Raw genomic sequence first — 907 nt, forward strand, 5'->3', positions numbered from 1 at the left:
CCCGGCGAGCGCCGACATCGCCCCGGCGCGCTTCTCGCGGCCGCCGACCGCCATATGCGTCGCCTCGTCGGCGCCGAGGATGGCGAGCGCATGCTCCAGCGCTTCGAGCTTGTGGCCGAGGTCGTCGAGTTTCTGAAAGGACATGGCGGCTCCGGTCTGGTCAGCTATCGAATTGGACGGCGCGAAAAGATACCAACGCGCCAGCCTTGGCAACCCTGCCGCGCAGGGTGCTCAAACCATCTTGCGCGGACGAGCCCGCGCGTGATCAATGCTGGCAGCGAAAGCGGAGGGGGAAAATGATCGGCAACATACTGGTCGCTCTGGTGGCGCTGATCCACTGCTTCATCGTCTATCTGGAGATGGTGCTGTGGGATACGCCGCAGGGCCACAAGGCATTCAGGCTGACGCCGGATTTTGCCAAGGCATCCAAGGTGCTGGCCGCTAATCAGGGGCTCTACAACGGGTTCCTCGCCGCCGGCCTGGTCTGGGGGCTCTACCTCGGCGCGGCCGGCTTCCAGGTCAGGATGTTCTTCCTGATCTGCGTCGCCATCGCGGGCCTCTACGGCGCGGCGACCGTCGGCAGGAAGATCCTGTTCATCCAGACCGTGCCGGCCGCGCTTGGCATCATCGCGCTCTGGCTGGGCTGGTAAAAAGGACGCCCTTGGGACGGAGTTCCCTCGGGCGCCAGGTGTCCCTTCCTCGGGTCGAGCGATCAGCCGTTGGGATAGTGCCCGCCGTCCGCGCCGTCGCCCATCAGGAAGCCGGCCCCGGTGTCGATGCGAAGCGCCTGGTCAACATCGTCGAGACGGCGCAGCAAATCATGATACTGCGCTGCCGGTATCCTGCCATGATCCGCGGCGGCCGTTTTCGCGGCGGCCTGGCTGATCTGGGCGGCGCGCATGCGCAA

Annotated in this window: 1 protein-coding gene and 1 pseudogene; one reads left to right on the forward strand and one right to left on the reverse strand. The window is 65.8% G+C overall.

The window, feature by feature from the left end; all coding sequences use genetic code 11:
* Nucleotides 1-296 precede the first annotated feature (296 nt).
* Nucleotides 297-650 (forward strand): DUF1304 domain-containing protein, encoded by a 354-nt coding sequence (locus tag EN742_RS36215; RefSeq protein ID WP_127406764.1) that lies wholly within the window; start codon nucleotides 297-299, stop codon nucleotides 648-650.
* 62 nt (nucleotides 651-712) lie between these two features.
* Here EN742_RS36215 and EN742_RS36220 read toward each other — a convergent pair.
* A pseudogene (locus EN742_RS36220) lies at nucleotides 713-907 on the reverse strand (hypothetical protein); the annotation flags it as partial.

It is taken from the genome of Mesorhizobium sp. M4A.F.Ca.ET.020.02.1.1 (assembly GCF_004022645.1).
GTDB lineage: Bacteria > Pseudomonadota > Alphaproteobacteria > Rhizobiales > Rhizobiaceae > Mesorhizobium.

Bases quoted from the DNA above. Each gene is read 5' to 3' on its own strand.
- EN742_RS36215 (WP_127406764.1), top strand. From the start codon at position 297: ATGATCGGCAACATACTGGTCGCTCTGGTGGCGCTGATCCACTGCTTC.